The 23,596-nt window shown below is 44.2% G+C and carries 18 protein-coding genes and 2 tRNA genes; 14 read left to right on the top strand and 6 right to left on the bottom strand.

Annotation, left to right across the window (positions count from 1 at the left end):
- Positions 1 to 129 precede the first annotated feature (129 nt).
- Positions 130 to 843, bottom strand: a complete 714-nt coding sequence (locus P2W76_RS14535; RefSeq protein ID WP_276348578.1) for a hypothetical protein — start codon at positions 841 to 843, stop codon at positions 130 to 132.
- A gap of 658 nt (positions 844 to 1,501) precedes the next feature.
- Between P2W76_RS14535 and kaiC the strand changes: the two genes are divergently transcribed.
- The 12 genes from kaiC to P2W76_RS14475 all read left to right on the top strand — a co-directional run bounded on the left by kaiC (position 1,502) and on the right by P2W76_RS14475 (position 13,638).
- Positions 1,502 to 3,268, top strand: coding sequence for a circadian clock protein KaiC (gene kaiC / locus P2W76_RS14530; RefSeq protein ID WP_276348577.1), 1,767 nt, complete (start codon positions 1,502 to 1,504; stop codon positions 3,266 to 3,268).
- Positions 3,268 to 3,546 (top strand): circadian clock protein KaiB, encoded by a 279-nt coding sequence (gene kaiB, locus P2W76_RS14525; RefSeq protein WP_276348575.1) that lies wholly within the window; start codon positions 3,268 to 3,270, stop codon positions 3,544 to 3,546. The genes kaiC and kaiB overlap by 1 nt, the downstream gene beginning before the upstream one ends.
- A 10-nt stretch (positions 3,547 to 3,556) precedes the next feature.
- The gene (locus tag P2W76_RS14520) at positions 3,557 to 3,862 is read left to right on the top strand and encodes a circadian clock KaiB family protein (RefSeq protein ID WP_276348574.1); all 306 of its coding nucleotides are present in this window, start codon (positions 3,557 to 3,559) and stop codon (positions 3,860 to 3,862) included.
- A gap of 9 nt (positions 3,863 to 3,871) precedes the next feature.
- Positions 3,872 to 5,593, top strand: coding sequence for an ATP-binding protein (locus P2W76_RS14515; protein WP_276348573.1), 1,722 nt, complete (start codon positions 3,872 to 3,874; stop codon positions 5,591 to 5,593).
- 133 nt (positions 5,594 to 5,726) lie between these two features.
- The gene (locus P2W76_RS14510; RefSeq protein WP_276348572.1) at positions 5,727 to 6,131 is read left to right on the top strand and encodes a Dabb family protein; all 405 of its coding nucleotides are present in this window, start codon (positions 5,727 to 5,729) and stop codon (positions 6,129 to 6,131) included.
- A gap of 117 nt (positions 6,132 to 6,248) precedes the next feature.
- The gene (locus tag P2W76_RS14505) at positions 6,249 to 7,181 is read left to right on the top strand and encodes an amidohydrolase family protein (RefSeq protein WP_276348571.1); all 933 of its coding nucleotides are present in this window, start codon (positions 6,249 to 6,251) and stop codon (positions 7,179 to 7,181) included.
- Complete coding sequence (locus P2W76_RS14500; protein WP_276348570.1) at positions 7,171 to 7,956, top strand: amidohydrolase family protein; 786 nt, start codon at positions 7,171 to 7,173, stop codon at positions 7,954 to 7,956. The genes P2W76_RS14505 and P2W76_RS14500 overlap by 11 nt, the downstream gene beginning before the upstream one ends.
- Before the next feature lie 192 nt (positions 7,957 to 8,148).
- Positions 8,149 to 8,916 carry a UDP-2,3-diacylglucosamine diphosphatase gene (locus P2W76_RS14495; protein ID WP_276348568.1) on the top strand — a complete coding sequence of 256 codons (768 nt, stop codon included), beginning with the start codon at positions 8,149 to 8,151 and terminating at the stop codon, positions 8,914 to 8,916.
- Between the two features lie 181 nt (positions 8,917 to 9,097).
- Entirely contained in the window at positions 9,098 to 10,171 is a 1,074-nt protein-coding gene (gene prfA / locus P2W76_RS14490; protein ID WP_276348567.1) for a peptide chain release factor 1, read from the top strand.
- A gap of 173 nt (positions 10,172 to 10,344) precedes the next feature.
- Positions 10,345 to 10,417: transfer RNA gene (locus tag P2W76_RS14485), tRNA-Lys, on the top strand.
- A gap of 116 nt (positions 10,418 to 10,533) precedes the next feature.
- Positions 10,534 to 10,607, top strand: a tRNA-Asp gene (locus P2W76_RS14480).
- Between the two features lie 934 nt (positions 10,608 to 11,541).
- Entirely contained in the window at positions 11,542 to 13,638 is a 2,097-nt protein-coding gene (locus tag P2W76_RS14475; RefSeq protein ID WP_276349276.1) for a prolyl oligopeptidase family serine peptidase, read from the top strand.
- Between the two features lie 111 nt (positions 13,639 to 13,749).
- Here P2W76_RS14475 and P2W76_RS14470 read toward each other — a convergent pair whose 3' ends face one another.
- Together P2W76_RS14470 and P2W76_RS14465 are read right to left on the bottom strand one after the other, a co-directional pair.
- Entirely contained in the window at positions 13,750 to 15,480 is a 1,731-nt protein-coding gene (locus tag P2W76_RS14470; RefSeq protein ID WP_276348565.1) for a S41 family peptidase, read from the bottom strand.
- Between the two features lie 94 nt (positions 15,481 to 15,574).
- The gene (locus P2W76_RS14465) at positions 15,575 to 15,790 is read right to left on the bottom strand and encodes a hypothetical protein (protein ID WP_276348564.1); all 216 of its coding nucleotides are present in this window, start codon (positions 15,788 to 15,790) and stop codon (positions 15,575 to 15,577) included.
- 137 nt (positions 15,791 to 15,927) lie between these two features.
- On the opposite strand from P2W76_RS14465, the gene P2W76_RS14460 reads away from it, so the two are divergent.
- Positions 15,928 to 16,524, top strand: a complete 597-nt coding sequence (locus tag P2W76_RS14460) for a porin family protein (RefSeq protein ID WP_276348563.1) — start codon at positions 15,928 to 15,930, stop codon at positions 16,522 to 16,524.
- A gap of 89 nt (positions 16,525 to 16,613) precedes the next feature.
- Here the strand turns inward: P2W76_RS14460 and P2W76_RS14455 are convergent, their stop codons facing one another.
- Both P2W76_RS14455 and P2W76_RS14450 read right to left on the bottom strand, forming a co-directional pair.
- Positions 16,614 to 18,332 (bottom strand): RagB/SusD family nutrient uptake outer membrane protein, encoded by a 1,719-nt coding sequence (locus P2W76_RS14455; protein ID WP_276348562.1) that lies wholly within the window; start codon positions 18,330 to 18,332, stop codon positions 16,614 to 16,616.
- A 14-nt stretch (positions 18,333 to 18,346) separates the two neighbouring features.
- Entirely contained in the window at positions 18,347 to 21,592 is a 3,246-nt protein-coding gene (locus P2W76_RS14450) for a TonB-dependent receptor (RefSeq protein WP_276348561.1), read from the bottom strand.
- A 406-nt stretch (positions 21,593 to 21,998) separates the two neighbouring features.
- Here P2W76_RS14450 and P2W76_RS14445 point away from each other — a divergent pair, with 406 nt between their 5' ends.
- A complete protein-coding gene (locus tag P2W76_RS14445) occupies positions 21,999 to 22,742 on the top strand; it encodes a DeoR/GlpR family DNA-binding transcription regulator (RefSeq protein ID WP_276349275.1) in 744 nt (247 codons plus the stop codon).
- A 34-nt stretch (positions 22,743 to 22,776) separates the two neighbouring features.
- On the opposite strand, the gene P2W76_RS14440 is transcribed toward P2W76_RS14445, so the two are convergent.
- Complete coding sequence (locus P2W76_RS14440; RefSeq protein ID WP_276348560.1) at positions 22,777 to 23,547, bottom strand: endonuclease/exonuclease/phosphatase family protein; 771 nt, start codon at positions 23,545 to 23,547, stop codon at positions 22,777 to 22,779.
- Positions 23,548 to 23,596 lie beyond the last annotated feature (49 nt).

The raw sequence follows: 23,596 nt of genomic DNA, 5'->3' as shown, positions 1-23,596 counted from the left end.
TTAAACCCTTTACTAAGGATACTGGCATTACAGCCAAAAAGAGAGAGACCCGGAGGTCTCTTTCAAAGCGAAAGATAATCGCGGTTTCCGGGAACTTAACTATTCAAGAATACTTGGTTCGGTACTGGTTCAGTACCGCCTGACAACGTCTTTTGCCTTATCAAAGATAGCCAAGCAAGTATCAAGAGACTGGCCCGCGTTATGTATGCAGTCGCAAAAAGCTTCACATGCAGCCGGGTTCCTGCTATCCTCACACTGGCTTTGGCATTCGCCCATAGCGTTGCCCGGACGGAGCTCATATAAATAACTGTTTATAACAATCACAAACGCTACAGCACAAAAAGATCCACTGAAAAACCAAAAGCGGGTCTTTCTACCCATCGGTTTTGCCTGGACGGCATGGTCTTCCTTCTTATCGCTAACTGAGAAAATAAGCTTCAGACGTCTGTAATCCCAAACCAATAAAAACACGCTAGCCAGCAAAAGCAAAGAAACGATCCGGGTACCGTCGAATCGCAGGGCGTAAGTAAGAACAACTATATTAAGGATTATTGGGAAATAAGAAAGTGCCCCGAGAAAGGAAGTTCTTGGAATCAGCAATAATACCGCTGTGATAATCTGTACAATTCCAAGAAAAGTATAATAGTATCCCGTGAGATAAAGCGCGTCGAAATAATGCCCTAAGGGGTTGTTGGACGAGAGGCTGGTGAATCGCTCGCCCATAATCTTTACATAACCTGAAGGTATGAAACTGGCTGCCAGTGCGACACGACAAAACACTGCAAAGCGTTGCATCCATCTGTCGGCTCTGGCGGAATGGTATAACTCTTCAAATTTTTTCATCTATTAACCATTCTCAAAAGACCTGTACATTACCAGATCCGGATTAAGAAGGGCGCTGGCAACACAAGCAATAAACTATTTAAATATAAAGTACTTTTAAATACAAAGTAGAAAATTAAAATGATATTTCAAATACCCTTTTCCTAATTCTATGCAAATGCGGCATCAAAGCAGATCAGTGAGTTCGGAACATCTTATGTAAGGCGCCGACATCAAGAGGGCTCAGCCCCGTATGTCGTTAACAGAAGTTTATTATCCGCGTAAAATCTCAGTAACTCAAAAAACTTAGCGGCGATATCCCGAAAATCCGGCTGGCAAGCTTTTTGCACTTATCCTGGTATCTTATTCCTCTAAACCATAAGATCGTTCTTTTTCCTCAGTTAAAAGTTAAACAACAAAAGAAATCCCGTCCCCACGGGATTTTTTTTTGAACCAAAAAGACTACACTGACCTGTTTTTCAGAAGGCATAGTATGGTAATAAGGACAGAACACCGGGAGAATAACGAATGGTATGACCGGGATACAATAATTACCCGCACTTAAATTAAAAAAAAACAAAAATGGGGTTTTATACCGGGCGGAAGAAAAAACAGACAGGATATATCTTTGTTGATCATTATTAACTAAAACTTATTGCAAGATATATATCTAAATTAAATGGTTAAAAACGCGAAACAACCTCAAAAAGCATTTAAAGCTGTTTCAATTCCCAAAAGTCCCAGCGGAATAAGCGGGCTTGATGAAATTACGTTAGGGGGATTACCAACCGGCCGACCGACTCTTATTTGCGGCAGCGCGGGCTGCGGCAAAACATTATTTTCCCTGGAATTCATTGTCAGGGGTGCCATGGAATATAATGAACCGGGCGTATTCATGGCGTTTGAAGAAAAAGCTGATGAACTGGCGGCGAATGTGGCCTCCCTGGGATTTGACCTGAAGAAACTCGAAGCCGAAAAAAGGATACGGCTTGATTACGTCCATATTGATAAAAGCGAGATTCACGAAACCGGTGAATATAACCTCGACGGCCTTTTTATTCGCCTGGGCTATGCTATTGACAGCATAGGTGCCCGGCGTGTTGTACTTGACACCATTGAAAACTTATTTTCAGGCCTGACAAACGAGGCCATTCTACGCGCTGAAATACGCCGGTTATTCCAATGGCTTAAAAACAAAGGCGTAACTGCCATCATTACGGGCGAGCGTGGAGAAGGAACCCTGACCAAGCAAGGGTTGGAAGAATATGTATCGGACTGTGTTATACTACTCGACCACCGCGTTGTAGACCAGATCTCGACAAGACGTTTACGCGTCGTCAAATACAGAGGATCGATCCATGGAACAAATGAATACCCTTTCCTTATAGATGAAGATGGGATCTCTGTTTTACCGGTTACATCACTCAACCTTGATAAGGCCGTTTCTTCCGAGCGTGTGTCATCGGGAATACCCGCTTTAGATAAAATGCTTACGAAAGACGGGTTTTACCGGGGCAGCAGCATCCTGGTATCGGGTACTGCCGGTACCGGTAAGACAAGTGTTGCTGCCAGTTTTGTAAATGCCGCCTGTGCGCGCAATGAGAGAACACTTTTCTTTGCTTTTGAAGAGTCGCCGCAACAGATTATCCGTAATATGAGATCGATCGGCATGGACCTGCAAAAACATGTAAATAAAGGTTTATTGCAATTCTATGCTTCCAGGCCGACCTTATATGGATTGGAGATGCACCTGGTAGCTATTCATAAAGCCATCAGGCAGTTTAAGCCCAGTGTCGTAGTACTGGATCCGATAACAAACCTGATCACGGTAGGATCGGTCAGTGAAGTAAAATCAATGCTGGTAAGGCTGATCGACTATTTTCAGTCGGAACAGATAACGGTTCTGTTTACAGCCCTGAGCCTGAACAACATTGTCAACGAGCAAACAGACGAGGGTGTCTCTTCATTGGTTGACGCCTGGATACTTATCCGCGATATAGAATCAAACGGAGAGCGCAACCGCGGCTTGTACATCATGAAATCGAGGGGGATGGCTCATTCTAACCAGGTCCGCGAGTTTGTGATCACTGAGAAAGGCCTCGACCTTATCGACGTATATCTTGGCCCTGAGGGAATTCTTACGGGCTCTGCCCGGGAGGCACAGATCCTGCAGGAACAAACGGGCCGGATATTGCATACCAATGCCCTCGGCAGAAAAGACCGGGAACTGGTCAGAAAACGGTCGCTTCTTGAGGCTAAGATCGAAGCTTTGAAAACTGAATTTGAATCCGCGGAAGAAGAATTAAACAAAGTTTATATAGAAGAGGAGTTAAAAAGGCAGGTTCTGGAACAAAACCGGCAGCAAATAACAGAGCTTCGCAAGGGCAGCAAATATCGCGCAGCCACTGAAGCGAGTAGCAGCTCTAAAAATAAGAAAGGAAAATAGTGGAAAAAGCATATCAACTACGGCTTTACATAGCCGGACAGACGTCCCGGTCAGTTACCGCACTCAATAACCTTAAGAAATACTGTGAAGAGCATCTTAAAGGACAATATAGTATAGAGGTTATCGACCTGCTGGTAAATCCCCAGCTCGCTGAGGGAGACCAGATCCTGGCTATCCCCACTCTTGTAAAGAAAGTGCCGGAGCCAGTACGAAAGATTATCGGGGATCTTTCCAATCAGGAAAAGGTATTAGTGGGTTTGGATATCAGGCAATTGTAAAACAGCGAACATGCAGAATTTTACCATGGATGAGAGCGTCCCAACCGAAGAATTCTATATTTTGAGGCTATTCGTTTCAGGCACTTCATCAAATTCAGTTAAGGCTATCAATAATCTGCGGAATATTTGCGAAATGCATTTAAAGGGGAGATATGAGCTGGAGATCATCGATATCCATCAGCAGCCGCAGCTGGTAAAATCCGAAGACGTAGCTGCCGTGCCTTTGCTGTTAAAGAAATCGCCTCTTCCCGTCAGACGACTTATAGGCGATATGTCGGAGAGAGAAAAAGTTTTAAAGGGTCTGGGATTAACATAATTTGATTTCTTGAAAAGTTCAAAGTCATATGAAGAGTTGCTGGCAGAGCTGAATGAGGTCCGCATTCAACTGGAGGAGTCGAATGACACTCTTGAGGCGATACGTTCAGGCGAGGTAGATGCCCTTGTTGTAAAAAACAAGGACGGTCACCAGGTATACTCGCTTAAAAGCGCGGACCATACTTACCGGATCTTTATCGAGCAGATGACAGAGGGCGCTGTTACCTTAAACAAAGATAACCTCATCCTTTACTCTAATTCACAATTTGCTACCATGCTGGGCCTGCCGCTGGAAAAAGTGATCGGGCAACAATTCGTAAAATTCATTATACCAGAATATCAGAACACCTTCAGGGCCTTGATATTAAGAGCCTGGGATCAAAACATTAAGGCAGAACTTTTACTAAGGAGTTCAACCTCCAACGGTTTGCCGGTATTGATATCTATGAAAACCCTGGATCTGGACGAAGGTGTTTCCATGAGCATGATCCTGACTGATCTGAGCAGTCAAAAAGAAACAGAAAAGATCCTGGTGCAAAAAAATGAGCAACTGGAAGAAGCACAGAAAATAGCGCGCTTATTGAATTCAAACCTGGAAGCCACGGTTAAGGAACGTACGCGGGAGCTCGAAATAACACTCAGCGATAAAACCAGGATCGAGGAAGATCTGCGAAATAACCAGGAGCGGTTAACCCGGATACTTGAAACAATGGCTGAGGGAGTTGTAATTGTAGACCTGGAAGGGCGCCTGACATACGCCAACCCGATGGCTCAAAAGATCCTGTGCGGCAGCAAAGACGAAAAGCTGACGACCATTTTCGGCTGTGATCAATGGAAAAACCTGAAGATAGACGGCAGTGACCTGCCAGCCGAAGAGCACCCGATAATGGTTATGATGGCCCGCGGTAAGGAAGTTTATGATTATGAAATTGCTGTGCAGCCTAAAAACGCCGAACGCTTTTATATCTCACTGAATGCGGCACCTCTTCGCGATCGGTATGGAAACCTGGTGGGGGGCATCGGTACCTTCATGGATGTTACTAACCGGAGGAAAATATCCCAGCAGAAAGACGAGTTTATCAGTATAGCGAGCCATGAATTAAAAACCCCGCTTACTTCTCTCAAGGCGTCCATGCAGCTGCTTTCGAGAATAGTAAGTTCCAATCCGGGGTCGGAAAAAATTCCTGAATTCCTTGATAAGGCCAACAAGAACCTGCTCAAGATACTTTACCTGACAGAAGACCTGATGAACGTTTCAAAGATCCAGCATGGCCAGCTTCCGCTGAACAAAACCAAGTTTAATCTTTCAACGCTTATAAATGACTGCTGCAATCACGTAAAAGCCGATTCGAGCTACAACTTCATTTTTGAAGGCGACGAGGAAGTCGAAGTATGCGCAGATTACCCGCGGATAGACCAGGTTGTTGTTAACCTGGTTAACAATGCGGTAAAATATGCCCCCGACTCGAAAACTATAAAACTAAAGGTTGCGCGGGAGAACGGAATGGTAAAAACCTCGGTGCAGGATTTCGGGATTGGAATACCCCCTGAGAAACTTCCGCATCTCTTTGGCCGGTATTACCGGGTCGATCCTTCCGGTATACAATTCTCAGGTCTGGGCCTGGGCCTTTATATTTCAGCACAAATTATCGAACGCCACAAGGGTACGATTGGCGTAGATTCCGTATTAGGACAAGGTAGCACGTTTTGGTTCACACTTCCTACAGCATAGTGAGCGGTCTTTCTTCCCAGATAAATTAAATCAAACAGGAGCTGGTGTGTTAATTCCTGGGTCAGCCGGCGTGAGACCCGCGTTTGCTTTATTAAAAAAAAATGCTAGGTTAGTACCATACCGTGCAAACTCCATGAAAACACCCAGCAGAAGAAAATTCATTGCGTCGGCCGCAGGCTTAGCAGCTGTTACAACACTAAGCCCGGCGACGGCCATGGTGGCAGAAGAGAAAGTCATCGCACACCAGGTTTACTTCTGGCTTAAAAACCCAGCTTCGTCAGAAGATCGCGCACAGCTGATAAGGGGCCTCAAAACCCTTCAAAAGATCGAGTCGGTACGAAAACTTCTAATTGGCGTGGTTGCCGCAACCGATAAGCGCCCGGTAGTGGATGACTCATGGGGAGTATCAGCATTGACGCTCTTTAGTGATATTGCCGGAGAAGCTGCTTACCAGGTCCATCCTATACATCTGGCGTTCGTAAAAGACTATAGCCATCTTTGGTCGAAGGTTGTGGTTTACGATTCTTCCGAGGTTTAAAGAAAAAACAACTTTCTTAAAATTATTATCTTCCATTTCCATGGAAACTTCTATCTTGTGGGTACGTGCCCGTTGATGCCTACAGGCTTTCGGAGCACAGTAAATTAAGTAGTAGATATGTTCAAAATAAACCGCAGAACGTTTGTGGGAGGTACAGCAGCTTCGGCGGCTGGTATTCTCTTAGGTAATACCCTTATGGGTTCCGGCCGGGAAGAAGAATCCCGGGTGGAGGCAGAAGCCGCAAAAAAGATCGACCTGATGGCCGAAGTAAAAAAATATCGCAAGATTGATTCACATGCGCACTTCGGCCTGGCGGGAGCAACGAATGCTTCCAACATCAGTTATGCCGACCGTCTCGGAATAGACAAGCTGGTAATATCCAAACCTATGGCTCCGGGCAGCAAGGGACTACCTGAAGAGTTCAGGGCATGTAACGATGCGATAATTGGAGCGGTTAAAGCGCACCCGGATAGGTTTCTGGGGCAGTTAACCCTCAATCCCACCTACAAAAAAGAGTCGATGGAAGAGATCAAGCGCTGTGTTGACCTTGGCTTTACCGGCATGAAGCTCTATAACCACGTTAAGATAAACAGCCCGCTATTCTATCCGATCATTGAAAAGTTCATAGACCTGAAGCTGATCATCCTGATGCATTCACCAATCGGTAAGGCGCGTGTCAAGTATAATGCGAGAGAGCCCAAAAACATTTCAATTCCGGAAGACTTCGTGGAGATAGCAAAACGTTACCCGGAAGCTATGTTCCAGTTCGCGCATACGGCCGGCGGGGTCGACTGGGAAGATGCATGTAAGGCATTGCAGCATTCGCCAAATGTATACGTCGATCTTTCGGGGAGTAATAACATAGCCAATATGGTCGAGTTCGCGCTGAGGTATATTGGCGAAGACAGGCTGCTGTTTGGCTGCGACAACAGCTTCTACCAGGGAGTAGGTCATATTATATCAGCAAAAATGACTGATGCACAACGCAGGAAAATATTCTTTGACAACTATAACAATATATTAAGAAAGGCAGGTAAACATGTTGGTTGATAGCAATTCATACATCGGCCACTGGCCATTTCTTCAATTAAAGTATAATAACTTCCCTGCCCTGTCTGAGAGGATGGAGGAATTTGGCACCGATATGTCGGTAGTCAGCAGCCTGAATGGTATCTTTTATAAGAATACCCAGTTTGCCAACGAAGAGCTGTATGAGGAGATCCGTTCCAAAAAAGCCTACCAGAACCGTTTTATTCCATTCGCGGTGATCAACCCGATATACAACGGATGGAAGGGAGATTTCGAGACCTCTATCGGCCGCTTTGGAATGAAAGGGATACGCCTTCATCCTATATATCATGGCTACGAGCTTTCAAATCCAGCCTGTATCGAGCTGGTTAAAATGGCCCGCGACCGTGGTGTGCCTGTATCGCTATCCTTGCGGATGGTGGATAGCCGCCCGAGCTCCTGGCTTGATGTAGAAAAAGAATGGAGGCTTGCCGACGTCATGCCCATAATCCGTGAAGTGCCGGATGCAAAATATCTTATAGTAAACCTGGCAAACAACGTTGCTTTGAATGAAGAAGATACCGAGCTGATTAAGAAAAGCAATGTGCTTATGGACACATCCGGGCGTAATGTGCTGGATCTTGGAGGGCTTTTAAAAACCTACGGCAGGGAGAAGTTCTGTTTCGGAACACACTCACCGGTATTGGATTATGCTACCGGCTTGCTGCGAATAGAATCGCTGAGGCCTGATGAGGCAGATGAAGACACTAAGGAAATGATCAGGTCGGGCAACCTGAAGAGGTTCCTTGGGATATAGGCAGAGATACATCACACAAAAACATTCCAACGTCTCTGGTTTGAATTCCCTATTTTTACGAAATGACGGAGGAGAGAGAGCTGAACATCAGACAAAAACTAAATACTAACTCGTATTACGAATTGGGCGAATATGCCAGGGCATTTGACCTGATCTGAGGTCAGGATATTAAAATTTTGTACTTTTGATCTCATGCCCGGCACTAAGATTTACTTCGCATCAGATTTTCATTTAGGGGTTCCGGACAGGAAGAGCAGCCGTGAGCGTGAAGACCGGATAGTACGGTGGCTTGATCTAATAAAAGCAGACGCCGCTGAAATCTTTCTCATGGGTGATGTATTCGACTTTTGGTTTGAATATGCCACGGTTATTCCGAGGGGCTTCATCCGTTTCCAGGGCAAGCTTGCCGAATTAAGTGATTCAGGCATTAAGATCACTTTTTTTAAGGGTAATCACGACATGTGGATGTTCGATTACTTCGGACAGGAAATGGGAATTAAGATCGTTTCGGACGAGCTGATCATGGAACGAAACGGTAAGAAGTTTTACCTTCATCATGGCGACGGGCTTGGCCCGGGCGACAAGATGTATAAGATCCTGAAAAAGATCTTCCGCAGCAAAGTATGTCAATGGCTTTTCGCCCGCCTTCATCCTAACCTGGGAATTGGCATCGCACAGCGCTGGTCGAAGAGCAGCAGGGCTCAAAATGCTAAAGAGGAAGTCTTCGAGGATGCCGGGAAGGAATGGTTATATAAATATTCTCAGGAACTGCTTCAACAGGATCATTTCGACTATATGATCTTTGGTCACAGGCACCTTCCCCTCGACCTCAGTTTGGGTAACAGCAGGTATATTAATCTTGGTGAATGGTTAATATATAACTCCTATGCTGTTTTTGACGGTGAAAATCTGAAACTGGAGTATTTCGAACGCGATCTGGCCCGAGCCATACAGTCATAGAATATTCCTGTTCTTATCGCGATTAATTTATTATCCGAAACCATCATTAGCATCGGCTTGCTACGGTGATGCATGCTCATGATAGCTTCATAGTAGATAAAAAACAATTATAAAATGATGAAAAACCCGTATTTTTGTAAAATATTAGCAAAGCCATTTAACAGGTTTTGCGCTGTAAGAGATGTTAGATAAACTAGAATTAATAAAAGAGCGCTGGCAGGATGTGGAGCGGGAACTAAGCAACCCGGCTACCATGAGTGATATGAAGCGTTTTGCCCAGCTCAATAAAGAATATAAGGACCTTACCAAAATTGTGGACGAATATAAGGTCTACAGTCTTGTTGTGAGTAACATCGAAGCCAACAAAGGCTTGCTCGCCACTGAAAAGGACGAGGAGATGCGGGAGATGGCTAAGATGGAACTTGAAGAACTCATTCCCCGACAGGAGGAGTTAGAGGAGAAGATCCGGATGATGCTTATCCCTCAGGATCCTGAAGATGGCAAGAATGCTATTGTGGAGATCCGAGGCGGTACTGGTGGCGATGAAGCGGCTCTTTTTGCCGGCGACCTTTATCGTATGTATACCCGTTTCTGTGAACGTAAAGGATGGAGAATGGAGGTGGTTGATGTTACCGAGGGCACTGCGGGAGGTTATAAAGAGGTTGTTTTTAATGTAAACGGCGAGGATGCATATGGACAGTTGAAATACGAATCAGGCGTCCACCGGGTGCAGCGGGTTCCCGACACTGAAACTGCCGGCCGCGTGCATACCTCAGCAGCCTCCGTTGTTGTTTTGCCTGAAGCAGATGAGTTCGATGTTCAGATCAGCATGAATGATGTACGAAAAGATCTGTTCTGTTCCTCAGGACCGGGCGGGCAATCGGTTAATACAACCTATTCTGCTGTGCGTTTAACTCACTTACCAACCGGCATCGTGGCCCAGTGTCAGGACCAGAAATCACAGCTTAAGAATTTTGATAAGGCGTTCGCTGTTCTGCGAAGCCGGATTTATGAGCTTGAGCATGCAAAAATGCTGGAGGAAACTTCGAAGAAACGCAAGACTATGGTGGCCACCGGCGACAGGTCGGCGAAGATCAGGACATATAACTACCCTCAAGGCCGGGTTACCGAGCATAGGATCGGGCTTACAATTTACAATCTTCCGAACGTAATGAACGGCGACATCCAGGAAATCATCGACGAATTACAGCTTGCAGAGAATGCGGAAAAGATGAAGGAAGGCTCATTTGCCTGATCAATACAGGGAGATCAGGCAAAACTATTCCGAAAATTCATTGTTTTTGATTGAATATTAGGAGATTAAGGTCTGGCAACAAATTAAGCTTTTTATTATTTGCACTGTAAGGGTTATTGCCGTATATTTGCCTCACTTTTAAGAAAAAGCATCTCAAAAGTAGTTCTAATAATGATTCCGTAGCTCAGCTGGTAGAGCATTACACTTTTAATGTAGTGGTCCTGGGTTCGAATCCCAGCGGGATCACAAAATAAATTGTATCTTTCCTGAGCTTTTCAGGATTAGCTTGAAAAGCAGATATAGTAAAAACTAAGTTGCTGTGCGATACGGCGACTATTAAAAATTAAGAATACTAATACTACGGACCGGTAGTTCAGTTGGTTAGAATGCCGCCCTGTCACGGCGGAGGTCGCGGGTTCGAGTCCCGTCCGGTCCGCAAAAAGCTCTTCAGAAATGAGGGGCTTTTCTGTTTTAAGACATTTTACTGAAGCCCCGCAATGGTATCGTGACCTATAGTTAGAATGCCGCCCTGTCATCCCGACCTTCGGTTGGGACGGGTTCGAGTTCCGAACCATTAGCAAAGCTCTTCTGAAATGAGGGGCTTTTTTGCATTTAAGACATTTTACTGAAGCCCCCGCAATGGCATCGTGACCTAGAGTTAGTATGTATTCGGGGCTAAAAGCTTAAGTTGCTATGCGATATAACAGTTATTAAAAGATCAAAGACATTAGAACTACGGACCACGAGTTCAAAACTCTGCCTTTTACATAGATGCGGCTCGGTTCGAGCTCAACCGCAGAATAAGTATCTTGACCCTACTTATAAAAACGTTAAGATTTCCTTCATATTTGTTCCAAAGATCAATTGTGGTGGCATTCTACATTTACGTCTTACAGTCCCTCAGGGATGGGAGTTACTATAAAGGGTTTACAGAAAATCCTTTAAGAAGATTACGGCAACATAATAAGGGCGAGTCAACTTATACCAGAAACAAATTTCCTTGGGCAATAGTGTATCTCGAGTTTCATATATCCAAACGTGACGGGTTAAAAAGAGAAAAAGTATTGAAGAAGTACAGCCATAAACAGATACAAACACTGGTAAGATCTAGCAGGAATTATTTGTCCAGTTTTGAATCTAGCGCAGTTGATTAGAATGCCGTCCTGTCATCCCGACCTTCGGTTGGGACGGGTTCGAGTTTCGAACCATTAGCAAAGCTCTTCAGAAATGAGGGGCTTTTTTGTTTTAAGCCGGTGCCGCGAATGTTGCAGAATCGGTGACGCCTTTTATTCCTTGCTTTTCTTAAATTTGGTACTTAACCAATTGCTATGAAACCAATAAAAACATTCAGCCTGCTAGGCTTTGCTTTGATGAGTTCATACAACGCCACTGCCCAGCATACCAGTCCCGATCCAAATACAATGAACTACCCTAAAACAAAAAAAGTTGAAGTTACAGACACGTATTTCGGCACTCCGGTTAAAGATCCATACCGGTGGCTGGAGGACGACCGGGCCGCGGATACAAAAGCCTGGGTTGAAGCAGAAAACAAGGTCACACAAAACTATTTGTCTAAAATTCCATTCCGCTCTGATATCAAGAAGCGGCTGGAAACATTATGGAATTACGAAAAGTTCACCGCTCCGTTTAAGGAAGGAGCCTACACCTATTTCTACAAAAACGATGGCTTACAAAATCAATATGTTTTATACAGGCAAAAGGACAAAGGCACTCCGGAGGTGTTCTTAGATCCTAACAAGTTTTCTAAAGACGCTACAACGTCGCTGGCGGGAATAGAATTCACCAAAGACGGCGGTATGGCTGCATATCAGCTCTCCGAAGGAGGATCCGACTGGCGTAAAGTAGTTGTGCTAAACACCGCCGATCTGAAACAGGTTGGTGACACTATGATCGACGTGAAGTTTTCAGGCTTATCATGGAAGGGAAAAGAAGGCTTTTATTACAGCAGCTACGATAAACCAAACGAAGGAAGCCAACTCTCAGGGTTAACTCAGTATCATAAGTTGTATTTCCATCAAATCGGTACAAAGCAGTCGGATGATATGCTTGTTTTTGGCGGAGACAAAACCCCCAGGAGGTATATTAGTGGGGGCGTTACTGAAGACGACAGGTTCTTAGTCATTACTGCCGCTAAATCAACTACCGGTAATGAGCTTTACATACAGGACCTCTCGAAACCGGGAAGCCCGATTGTTAACGTCGTGAATAACTTCGATAATGAGCACTATGTGATCGATAATATCGATGGCAAGCTTTACATATACACTAATTTAAATGCTCCAAACTACCGGGTTGTGACGGTTGACGCGTCAAACCCATCGCCCGAAAATTGGAAAGACCTGATTCCGGAAACGGAAAACGTATTGAATGTAAGTACTGCCGGAGGGAAGATTTTTGCTAATTATCTGAAAGATGCAACTTCCCTGGTCATGCAATATGATATGGAGGGTCGACTTGAACGCACTGTTACACTCCCGGGGGTGGGTTCGGCCAGCGGCTTTAACGCCAAGAAAGCGGAGAAAGAACTGTACTACACGTTCAATTCCTATATCTACCCTCCAACCATTTTCAGATATATCATTGCCTCAGGACAGTCTGTGGAGTATAAAAAACCTGGCGTTTCGTTTGATCCTTCCCTGTATGTCTCCAAGCAGATATTCTATACATCTAAGGACGGCACTAAGATACCCATGATCATTACGCACAAAAAGGGTGTCGAACTTAACGGTAAAAACCCCACACTTCTTTATGGGTACGGCGGTTTCAGTGTAAGCCTGACACCTGCGTTCAGCACTTCGAATATTGTACTTCTTGAACAGGGTGGGATCTATGCGGTACCAAATCTCCGTGGTGGCGGCGAATATGGTGAAAAATGGCACCTGGCCGGCACGAAAATGAATAAGCAGAACGTATTTGACGATTTTATCGCTGCTGCTGAATATTTGACCAGCAATAAATACACATCAAAAGATTATCTCGCACTTTCGGGTGGCTCGAATGGCGGGCTGCTTGTAGCTGCGGTGATGAGCCAAAGACCCGACCTGTTTAAAGTTGCCCTACCCGCAGTGGGAGTATTGGATATGCTTCGTTATAATAAGTTCACCGCCGGTGCCGGTTGGGCATACGATTATGGAACCGCGGAAGATTCTAAGGAAATGTTCGAATACCTTATTAAATATTCACCGTATCATGCATTAAAGCCTGGCGTATCCTATCCGGCAACGCTGATTACTACTGCAGATCACGACGACCGCGTAGTACCAGCTCACTCATTTAAATTTGCGGCGCGTTTACAAGAGTATCACAATGGTGCAAGTCCGGCGCTGATCCGTATTGAAACCAATGCCGGTCACGGTGCTGGCAAGCCTACTGCCAAAATAATCGAGGAGCAGGCGGATAAGTGGGCGTTTATGCTATATAATATGGGGTTGAGATATCAGCGATGAGAAATGAGCTGTGAGCTACGGGGTTCTTTCAGATGGGGCATATCCCGGTTGCACTATATAAATGATCATTAAGCGTCGGAAATCCGGAGCTCATTGCTCACAGCTCGTATCTCACTGTGCGTTCGCTGAAAAATCGGCTCCCGGCTTTCCAATAGATTTATAGTTTCCCTCGCCGTTAAGGATTGAGGCCAGGACAGTTTTATTATTAATGATCCGAAGTGATTCACTCAAATCTGCGTCATATTTAAAACCCTGCTCAAGACGTCCTTTTTCAAAGAAATATCTGGATACAATTTCGGCCTCAAGGACTTTCTTGATCTCCTCTTTAAATTGTGTGAGATCATTTTTCTTGCTATACGATACTTTCGCTTTCAAGGCGTCAAATTCCGTTTTGATATCGGTCATCTTGCCCTCCCTCTCAGCTTCATCGCGAAGTTCATTCAGGATTCTTTCTGTCCTTGTGTTATAGTTATAATCCCGGTTTGACAGGTACGCTATAAACTTAGCATATTCTGCATCAGTGAGCTTAAAGGTCCTGGCATCAGGAATCGAGGCCCTCTCATTGCGATAAAGCGTTGCGTAGTCGAATATATAATACTTTGAAGCTAATGTTTGCGTAATAAGGCTGTATTTAACCGGCTTGACAAAAACATCCGGGTAAATTCCGCTTCCATCGTATACTGATCTTCCTGCCTTAGTTTTGTACTCCGTGATCAGGGAGTCCGCCACTTTAACCACACTTCCTTCACTGTCGCGATGGGTGTAGTCGAGTGCCTGGATACATCTGCCTGACGGTGTATAATATTTAGCAACTGTAACCTTAACCAGGCTATTATATGGAAGATTAAATGTTTGCTGCACCAGGCCTTTTCCGAAGCTCCTCTGGCCAATAACCACTGCCCTGTCCAGGTCCTGCAGGGAACCGGCAACTATCTCGGATGCAGAAGCTGAACGATTATTCACCAGGACAATTAATGGCAGCGTTGCTTCTTCAGGCGTATTGAATGTATTATAAGTAATCGACTTTTCACGATTTCTCCCTTTCTGGATTACAACCGTGACACCCTTATCGACGAAAAGATTGACGATCTTAACAGCTTCCTGCAGGATACCGCCGCCGTTGTACCTGAGATCAAGCACCAATCCTTTCAAATCGCTCTTTTTGAGATCCAGGAGCGCACTTTTTACTTCCTGTGCTGAATTTTCCAGGAATTTATCCAGTTTAATATATCCAACGTTACCTTCCAGCATTCCGTAATAGGGTACATTATCCTGCCTGATCTCTTCTCTCTGAAGATTAATCTCTATTTCTTTCGGAGTACCGGGTCTCATAAGCAAGAGCTTAACGGCTGTTCCTTTAGAACCCTTAAGCATGGTGCTAACCTGGTCGTTCGCTTTACCTTTTAATGAAACACCATTAATCTCCAGTATTTGATCCCCGGCTCGTATGCCTGCTTTTTGCGCCGGAAAACCCTCGTAAGGGTCGGCAACTATTACTTTTCCGTCACGATTAGATATGGTGGCACCAATGCCCCCATATTGGGTACTAACATATTTCAGTTTATAATCTTCAATATCTGACTCAGGAATATACTCGGTGTATGGATCCAGCTCTTCCAGCATGGCATCAATACCCGTTTTCATCATTTTAGATGAATTAACATTATCGACGTAATTAATACTCAGATTCTTATAAACAGACGCGAAAATGTCGAGGTTTTTGGAAACCTGAAACAGATCCTCAACGAATGATAAGGAAACCAGGGCAATTGCAACCGCCCCGAGAAGGATATTTCTTTTGTACGCCGGCTTATTAGATCTGGAGTCCGAAGATTGCTTCATACTATATAACTATGATAATTAAAAGTACGAAAAACCTATATTGTTTAGTATAGTCTCTATCAGAAAACTTAACCTGAGTCTTGTAATAAAGGAATTACAGTCTGTTGGTTTCGATATTAACGAGGCCTTTTTTCAGGGTAAATACCACATATTCCCTGTTTCTTTTGATCCTTGACATCAGACGGCTGATCAATTGCTCTTCCTGGCCTTCCTGATAAGCTAAATCGGCCTCGTCCAAGTGATTGTATTTACGTTTAACCTTAAGCTTTAAACGTTCCCACTCTGAATTGCTGATACTGATCTCTGCCATGATTTGAATTTGTACAAAATTAGCTTTTATAGCGATAAATGCCAATTGATTTACAAAATTGCATTAAAAGCAACTTTTTTGTTAAAAATGCGTCTTTATGGTACGGGACTTGATCTCATATTAAAAAACCTAAAATTATGAAGAAGATCACATTAATTACTTGTCTAATACTTTCAACGGGCATAGCAGCTATGGCCCAGTTACCATCATTCGATTTCGGGATCAAGGCGGGCCTGAACGTTTCCAAACTTCAGTCAGATATAGCCGCTGAGGAAAACCGGACAGGTTTCCAGGCGGGTGTATTCGCACGATTAGGTGGGGGGGGACTATATTTACAGCCGGAATTATACCTTGGAAGCAAAGGGAGTAACTACCCCACCGCAGCGCAGGTATACAGCGGTGACGAGAAGATAAATTTCACCACACTGGACCTGCCATTATTGCTTGGGACAAAAGTAGGAGCCGGGCCGGTTAATTTCCGCTTTATGGCAGGGCCTGTCGTTTCGTTTATGCTGGATAAAGAAGAGCCGGTTGCTACTGCATCCCAGGACATCAAAGACTTCAGGAATTACAAAGATCAGGCCTGGGGCATTCAAGGAGGTGCGGGCCTGGACATCTCGAAACTTACATTCGATGTGAGATATGAAGCCGGCATAAGCAATATTAATAAGACCAAGAAGTACGATCAGAAAACAAACTTATGGCATCTTAGCCTGGGATATAAAATATTCTAGAACTATTGAGCCTAAAAGAAACCCCTGTCACTTCTGACAGGGGTTCTTATAAGTAAATGTAGGGGTCAGTCTTTAACCGACTAGTAATTTTACCAACCAGGGTTTTGTGTAAGCTCAACTCCCTGATCCTTGTATAATTTAATTTGATCCGGGCCAATAGGAGAGAGATAAACTCTTGGGTTGTCAAATAATCTGATGCTGGCAGCCGACTGGATTGGAATGATGTATCCTTCCGGCGCATTGCCCTCAATCATAACTGCTGTAGACTTCGGATAGTCGGCCTTCTTAATCCACGCTCCGCGGTTTGCGTCCTTATTTTTAAGCTGATCAACATAGTCAAGCTTTTTCCATCTCCTGAGATCGTCGTACCTGAAGCCTTCCGCCATTAATTCTACACGTCTTTCCCGGCGAATTTCCCAGATTAAAGATGGCACGGCCGGATCTCTATCAGGATCATCATAAACTTTACCATTTACAGCCGGCTGTGTTCCCATCACCTGAAGCGGCGGCATTTTTATGTCTGCCCTCGCCCGCAGTTTATTAATAGACTTATCAAGGTCTGCTTGTGTTAAAGTTCCCAGTTCAGCACATGCTTCGGCATAATTTATCAGCACCTGCCCAAAACGCATTTCGGGTGAGTCAGAAATATTAGTTGAAGATAAACCTTCTGCCTGGTTCCTTACAGATTCATCTAAAAATTTAACTACAGCATATCCGCTGGTTGATAATCCATACTCAGTAACATGCCCGGATATTCTCAAACTATCAGCAAAAGTTTCATTAATGCGGGGATCACGATTTACCATAGCAGCAGATTTTTTAGAACTACCTGCATAAATTGCCTTATCACCCAAATAAAGCGGAGATAATTTGATTGGCAAACCATCTTTGGCTAAATAAGAATCGATCGCGTCTTTGGTAAACCCGGTCTGAGATTCCTTATTAACATAGCTCATCAGACTGTGGGTTAACAAACCGGTTTCATACCGGCGATACAAAATGATTTCCGGATTACCCGATAAATCTGCTGAGTTGAATAAACCTCTATAATCTGCGGCAACTACATAATTGCCTTTTGTTATTACTTCGTTAGCTGCCCACTTTGCAGCCTCCAAATATTCCTTTGCTTTCGCGTCATTTCCAACATGATATTTTTGCCAGGTACCTTCAAAAAGAAATACTCTCGACATCCTTGCCAATACAGCATAACGGTTTATAACAGTCTTATCGCCATCGGAAACCCGGACATTTGCGGCAGCATACTGAAAATCAGCAAGCACGCTATCCATTACCAGGGCACGAGGATCACGGGGCTTATAAAGCTTAGGGTCATTCTCTTCAAGTACCTCACTGTAGAAAGGGAAATCACCGAAGTCGTTCACCCTGTTAGAATATTCCATGGCTCGAAAAAACCTGGCAATTCCTGTCCAGTGTTTTTTGGCTTCGTCGGACATGGGTACAGTTTTTATCCTGTCTATATAGAGATTAGCACGTCTGATCCATGAAAATGAACCCGACCAGGTTGCATTTGAACTTGGCGTTACCTGAGTAAACCTGGAACTGCTTGCAACATCATCATTCAAAGATTGTCCAGTAAAGAATCCGCCCCACGTTAAGTCAAACCCAGAAGCATAGCCCTGGAAGTATCGTGGATAAAAATTCCATGCAAATGTCCGGACATTAGCTTCACTTGACCAATAATCTTCATCTGTTAGCCTGTCTAAAGGAAGCTTTTCCAGAAGGTCCTTTTTACACGCGGTGACAAGGAACAATGGGCATAGCAAAAATAAAATTATATACTTTTTCATATTTTTCTGATTAATTATAATGTAACCTGAAGGCCAAATGAGAACGATCTGCGATATGGATAAACCCGACCGAAGGTTCTTGGATCATTACTACCGAGAGTTGTGTAATCCATTTCGGGATCGATACTTATGTCACCCAGGTTATCTTTCTCGAAAAGGTTCTCACCACTAAAATATAATCTGGCTTTGTTTAATTTGACCCGTTCGCTTATCCGGCTAGGAAGGGTATAGCCGAATGTCAGATTCTTAGCTCTTAAATAAGACATATCAAGAAGATACCTTGTCTGACGCAGGAAGTTAGTTGTATTGGCAGTTTGCCCAACGTTGGAAGGCCGTGGATAAAATGCACCTGGATTTTCCGGAGTCCAGTAATCAAGTTGAGACGCATACCAACCTTCACCAATACCCACACCAGGTACTGTCGCCGGTGAATGCACCCAAAGGTCCCGGCTGCCTACACCCTGGAAGAAAATATCAAAATCAAAGCCTTTCCAGTTAGTCCCCAGTCTCAGGCCATATTGATATCTTGGCGTTGAGTTACCTATAATTTCCTGATCGCCTGGATCATCTACAGTGTTTGCGCCTCTTGTGATCACGCCATCACCATTTATATCCTTAAACTTCACGTCGCCGGGACCAAAGAAGAACGATGCAGTTTCAAATTGTGCCTGACTCGGTATGCCTGGCTTTAACACATATCTGCCGTTTACCATGATCAAGTTCCCCGTTGCATCTTGTTGAAAATCGTCATTGGTAAACAGGCGGTCAGTTTGATACCCCCATATGTCTCGCAGATTCGATCCTTCATAAAAACTGCCAACCGTTTTGGTTGTATTGGCAAATTTGGTTAGGTTTTCCTGAAAATCTGACAAAGATCCGGTTAGATTAAGCTGCAACCCGTTTCCAAATGTGTGGGCAAAATCAAGCGCTAATTCCCAACCTTTAACCTGCATTTCACCATAATTTCTCTGCGGTGCTGACGCACCGAACGAATTTGGCAACGTAACCCCCGCGCTGATCATATCGCTGGTGGTGCGTGTATACCAATCGAAACTAATTCCTAATTTTTCCTCGAATACCCTGGCATCCACTCCAAAGTTTAAATCTGTAACTTTTTCCCATGTCAGGGAAGGCGGCACAATGCTTGGAGTACTGACTCCGATCATGTTAGTAGGGCCTACCAGCCATCCTGAAGTATTTGTTGACATCAAAGACAGGAATGCATTCCCAACATTCTGATGTCCTACTGTACCCCATGATCCGCGGACTTTCAAGGTGGAAAGAACTGGCCTCGCGAAGCTCATGAATTTCTCCTCAGTGATTACATAACCTGCTGAAACAGAAGGAAAGAATGCAAAGCGGTCATTTGCAGGAAATCGTGACGATCCATCATACCTGCCGGTCACCTCGAACAAATATTTGTCTTTAAAGGTGTAATTCAGTCTTCCAAAGATTCCGCTAGTGGCCCAATGCCCATGTGAACCGCTGGTAAACTGATCGCCTGATGTCAAGCCCAATTCACCTTTATTTGGATCCATAAGGCCACGGCGTTCAGAACGCTGAGAAGCGTACTCAAAAGTTTCGGCTTCGCCACCTGCCATCACTTTGAACGCATGGTCCTTTATACTTTTCTGATAGGTAGCTACAACCCTGCCATTGTTAGAAGCTATCCAATCAGAATCATAAATAACGCGGTCATGAGTGGCTGTTGTAAACGGCCTGTATGTCAATTGAGCTCCGGTAGACCAAAAGTCGATAGCCGAAGCACTTCCTCCGGTTTGACGGCCTCTGCCGTTTACCCCGCTGTAAGTATAGTCGGCATCTACGGTAAGGCCTTTCACAATCTTAAATGTTCCGCCTACAGCGATTCTTGAAAAATTATTTCTGTCCTCAGACATTTTAGCTTGCCTTACCTCTTCCACAGCATTTCTAAAGGGCAAGCCGTTGTAAGTGCCATACGGGAACTGGCTTGGCCATCTGTAGAGATAGTACAATGGATCGTAGGTATCTCCGTTGAATGAATACGGCTGGGTAGTAAGAGTGTTGGATAGCATTGTCCTGCCTCTTGCGCTAAACCAATTCGTGATATCCGAATTTAAGCTCAAAGTCACGTTATAGCGGCTAAATTCATCCGGATTTACTTTCAAGACCCCAGTCTGACCCAGGTAGCCGGCACCAAAGTTATAACTGATCTTTTCACTTCCACCGCTAAAAGACAGATCGTGTTTTTGCTGCGGAGACCATTTGTTCATATATTCTTTTCCGGGATCCCATTCACGATAAGGGAAGAAAAAACCGTCTCTGATTTCAAAATCGCGACCAAGAACCATCTCCCGTCCCAAATCCTGACTTCCATATAACTGCTTCCATTCACGCATTTTCTGAACAGCGATATCATCCACATACATACCTACCACTCCGTAACGTGGTAAGGTTGGATTTGTACGTCTAAAAGCTATTAAGGCCATTTCGGCACCTTCAGCTGCCCCTGCCATTTCAGGAGTCTGTGTCGGTGTGGCAAATGATATGTTATTTGAATAGTTGATCCTCGTAGGAGCTCCTTTTTTTCCAGACTTGGTGGTTATTAAAATTACACCCCAGGCCGCCCGTGTTCCATAGATGGAAGCTGAGGCTGCATCCTTCAAAACAGAAATTGCTTCGATGTCATCCGGGTTTACATTTTGCAGGTCAGTTATCTCGACATTATCCAGCAGGATAAGCGGCTGTGCACCTCCGCCATTCAGTGAACCGGAAATTCCTCTCAAACGAATACTTGGGTTAGATCCCAAAGCGCCACTCGGAGAAGTAATTGTCAAGCCAGGCACTGCTCCTTGCAGGGCACGAACAACATCCGTGGTTGGCCTTGAACCCAGAACCTTATCAACGTCAACTGTAGAAATCGCCCCTGTAAGGGTAGCCTTCTTTTGCGTGCCGTAACCCACAATAACGACTTCGTCGAGCGACCTGGTATCAGCAATAAGCGTGACATTTATCACATCTTGAGCCCCAACGGTAATTTCCTTCGGCATCGAACCGATGAAGGTAAATTGGAGTACGGAGCCCTGGTTTACCCGGATTGAGTATTTTCCGTTGGCATCTGTTGATACGCCGGTTGCGGTTCCCTTAATTTTAACCGATACGCCCGGGAGTGTGAGCTTGTCGTTGTCTGTCACCGTACCCGTAACCATTTTTTCCTGGGCTACGGCGGAGGTAATAAATAACAACGAACTCATCACTAATAGTAGTAATGATTTTTTCATAGTTGTAAAGAATTGAGATAGTTTGGAAATTATTTGTTTCGTTTTTGTTACACTAATCTAAGTTGGCATTTATTGCATAAAAACGCAAGAAAAAGCAGAAAAAAATAACTGATGCCATTTGAGATCAAAATTTTCAGAGCTAGAGGCAAAATTAATTTTTTAGAAATGGCCATTTATAACTCCTAAATGATGTTTATTGGGAGTTCTGGCCTGTGATGTGTCATTAAATGTTCAAACATCAATACTGCATGATAACGCAAAATAAAGCGGAATCTTGAGTCAAATTCGAATTTTAGCATATCTACTATAAAATCATTTTTTTGACACAAAATTTGGCTTTCCCGAAAAAAACCGCAACATTAGGGTTGAGGAATAAGAACTATAAATGAATATAATTACTACAGGGATGCTAAAAAAGGAGCGGCACGCTTTTATAATACGCCAGATAAATCTGCATAACAAGGTACTTTCGTCAGATTTGGGACTGCAATTGCAGGTTTCAGAGGATACTGTTCGGAGAGATTTGAATGAGCTGGCAGAAAGCGGCAAAATCATTAAAGTCCACGGAGGTGCACTTTCGAAGTCTTTTCATTTCCCCTACGAGCAGAAAGATGTTTATGCGCAGGATTCAAAAAAGGAAGTTGCGCGGAAAGCTATAGGCCTGATCTCGGAAGGTATGACAGTCCTTACCGGCGGAGGTACAACCATGCTTGAGATGGCAAGGCTGGTCCCGGACGACCTGGAAGCAACCTTTTTCACAATAAGTCCGGTCGTTGCTCTTGAACTCGCTGAGAAGAAGCTGTTAACGGTAAATCTGATAGGCGGAACTCTTAACAAAAATGCCCAGGTAAATATGGGTGCAAAAACAATTTCTGATCTTTCGGAGATAGGTGTAGATCTTTGCTTCCTGGGGACGAATGGCATTGACCTTAAGGAAGGGATAACTGATTCTGAATGGGAGGTACTGCAGGTTAAAAAAGCCATGATAAAGGCTTCTGCGAGAATCGCGATTATGTGTATAAGCGAAAAACTGAATTCCGTTAAGAAGATGAAGGTTTGCTCTCTGAGTACAATAGACTATCTGATTACTGACCTATCGCCCACAGATCCGAAATTACGGCCATATGAGGGTAATACAAAAATAATATAGCCGCAACGAAAAGCTATTGACACCCCCTGAAACGTTAATATTTAATTTTGACGGTCGAGATGATGGGCAGATGATCTGAAAAAGCGACCGGAGAAACCTCTGCCTTCTTCACTTTGCTAAGGTGGGCTTTACTTACCATCACAAAATCAATCTTCTTGCTTGCATTAACAACCGGATACGTGAAGTCTGAGTTCACCCCAGTGTCTGTAAAGATGGTTTCCAGATTTAGGATCTCTTTAGTGCCCGGGATAGCGTTAAAATCACCAGTCAAAATGACGGGATACTTCATCCCTTTGAACAAGCTTACCATCTCATCTGATTGGGCGACACGTGATCTTGAATCCCGATAGTCCATATGCACAGTTGCGAAAGTAATCTTTTTGCCAGCCGGCGATATTGCAGCGGTTAACAAGGCCCTAGTTGCTGCATCCGATTTCCCATCACTTGTAAGGATAACACGATGATCTTTGATGTCACTTAAGGGGTACCGCGACAGAATTCCAATCCCGTAGGATCCTCCATCATAAGCAAAATGACGGGCATAAGCATAGTGCATCCCGGTATATTCAGCGAGAAATTTCATTTGGTCCACCTTATTGGAACGGTTACATACGCTATCGACCTCTTGCAGGCCGATAATATCTGCGCGGGAAGACTTAATAAATTCAGCTATATTTTTCAACTGGTCCTTGTTGGCCCCATCCTGCCCCACATGAATATTGTAAGACATTATTTTCAGGGTCTGGGCTTTCAATCCCATACAGCTGGCGAAAATAAAAATTAAAATAAGGCTATATGATTTCATATTCCGTGTATAAAAAAAGGGAGCATAAGCTCCCTTTTTTTCGATTATC

The organism is Daejeonella sp. JGW-45, assembly GCF_029360805.1.
Taxonomy (GTDB): domain Bacteria; phylum Bacteroidota; class Bacteroidia; order Sphingobacteriales; family Sphingobacteriaceae; genus Daejeonella.
The sequence above is the reverse complement of the archived record's forward strand: the minus strand, read 5'-3'. Positions and strand labels throughout refer to the sequence as shown.

Coding starts and splice junctions, on each gene's coding strand:
- P2W76_RS14535 (WP_276348578.1), bottom strand. CDS start 843: ATGAAAAAATTTGAAGAGTTATACCATTCCGCCAGAGCCGACAGATGG.
- kaiC (WP_276348577.1), top strand. CDS start 1,502: ATGGTTAAAAACGCGAAACAACCTCAAAAAGCATTTAAAGCTGTTTCA.
- P2W76_RS14520 (WP_276348574.1), top strand. CDS start 3,557: ATGCAGAATTTTACCATGGATGAGAGCGTCCCAACCGAAGAATTCTAT.
- P2W76_RS14510 (WP_276348572.1), top strand. CDS start 5,727: ATGAAAACACCCAGCAGAAGAAAATTCATTGCGTCGGCCGCAGGCTTA.
- P2W76_RS14505 (WP_276348571.1), top strand. CDS start 6,249: ATGTTCAAAATAAACCGCAGAACGTTTGTGGGAGGTACAGCAGCTTCG.
- P2W76_RS14500 (WP_276348570.1), top strand. CDS start 7,171: ATGTTGGTTGATAGCAATTCATACATCGGCCACTGGCCATTTCTTCAA.
- P2W76_RS14495 (WP_276348568.1), top strand. CDS start 8,149: ATGCCCGGCACTAAGATTTACTTCGCATCAGATTTTCATTTAGGGGTT.
- prfA (WP_276348567.1), top strand. CDS start 9,098: ATGTTAGATAAACTAGAATTAATAAAAGAGCGCTGGCAGGATGTGGAG.
- P2W76_RS14475 (WP_276349276.1), top strand. CDS start 11,542: ATGAGTTCATACAACGCCACTGCCCAGCATACCAGTCCCGATCCAAAT.
- P2W76_RS14470 (WP_276348565.1), bottom strand. CDS start 15,480: ATGAAGCAATCTTCGGACTCCAGATCTAATAAGCCGGCGTACAAAAGA.
- P2W76_RS14465 (WP_276348564.1), bottom strand. CDS start 15,790: ATGGCAGAGATCAGTATCAGCAATTCAGAGTGGGAACGTTTAAAGCTT.
- P2W76_RS14460 (WP_276348563.1), top strand. CDS start 15,928: ATGAAGAAGATCACATTAATTACTTGTCTAATACTTTCAACGGGCATA.
- P2W76_RS14455 (WP_276348562.1), bottom strand. CDS start 18,332: ATGAAAAAGTATATAATTTTATTTTTGCTATGCCCATTGTTCCTTGTC.
- P2W76_RS14450 (WP_276348561.1), bottom strand. CDS start 21,592: ATGAAAAAATCATTACTACTATTAGTGATGAGTTCGTTGTTATTTATT.
- P2W76_RS14445 (WP_276349275.1), top strand. CDS start 21,999: ATGCTAAAAAAGGAGCGGCACGCTTTTATAATACGCCAGATAAATCTG.
- P2W76_RS14440 (WP_276348560.1), bottom strand. CDS start 23,547: ATGAAATCATATAGCCTTATTTTAATTTTTATTTTCGCCAGCTGTATG.